Origin of the sequence: Kitasatospora cystarginea (genome assembly GCF_039533515.1) — a bacterium.
GTDB lineage: Bacteria > Actinomycetota > Actinomycetes > Streptomycetales > Streptomycetaceae > Kitasatospora > Kitasatospora cystarginea.
The window spans coordinates 1-675 of sequence record NZ_BAAATR010000201.1; the positions used below are offsets into that span (position 1 = coordinate 1).

The following is a 675-nucleotide window of genomic DNA, read 5'->3' on the forward strand; positions in this document are numbered from 1 at the left end:
AGGAGAGCACGATGCTGAAGTTCGACACCCCCGCCCCGATCTCCGCCGTCCTGGCCGTCCCCGCCGGACGCATCCAGCTCATCGCCGCCGACCGCGCCGACACCACCGTCGAGGTCCTGCCCGCGAACCCCTCCAAGAGCCGCGACGTCCAGAGTGCCGAGCAGACCACCGTCGCCTACGCCGACGGCGTCCTGCGGATCCAGGTCCCCGAGCCCAAGAACGTGCTCCTCGGCAACGGATCCGTGGAGATCACCGTCCAGCTGCCCGCCGGCTCCCGCATCGAGGCCAGGGCCGCCGCCTGCGAGCTGCGCGGCGTCGGCCGCCTCGGCGACGTCGTCTTCGACGGCGCGTACCGCCAGATCAAGATCGACGAGGCCGCGAGCGTCCGCCTCACCGCCGTCGACGGCGACGTCGAGGTCGGCCGCCTCGGCGGCCCCGCGGAGATCAGCACCGCCAACGGCGACATCCGGATCACCGAGGCCGTGCGCGGCACCGTCCAGCTCCGCACCCAGTCCGGCAACATCACCATCGGCGCCGCCGCCGGCGTCTCCGCCGCCCTGGACGCCGGCACCGCCCACGGCCGCATCAGCAACGCCCTCAAGAACGACGGCACCACCGAACTCGACATCCGCGCCACCACCTCCAACGGCGACATCACCGCCCGCAGCCTGTGAG

The 675-nt window shown here is 72.7% G+C and carries 1 protein-coding gene; it reads left to right on the top strand.

The genetic code is table 11. The features are described 5' to 3' along the window. The first annotated feature begins 11 nt into the window (after positions 1-11). Positions 12-674: a DUF4097 family beta strand repeat-containing protein gene (locus ABD369_RS40825; RefSeq protein WP_344641694.1), complete on the top strand. Its 663-nt coding sequence runs from the start codon at positions 12-14 to the stop codon at positions 672-674. The last annotated feature ends 1 nt before the right edge of the window (position 675 follow it).

Bases quoted from the DNA above. Each gene is read 5' to 3' on its own strand.
- ABD369_RS40825 (WP_344641694.1), top strand. From the start codon at position 12: ATGCTGAAGTTCGACACCCCCGCCCCGATCTCCGCCGTCCTGGCCGTC.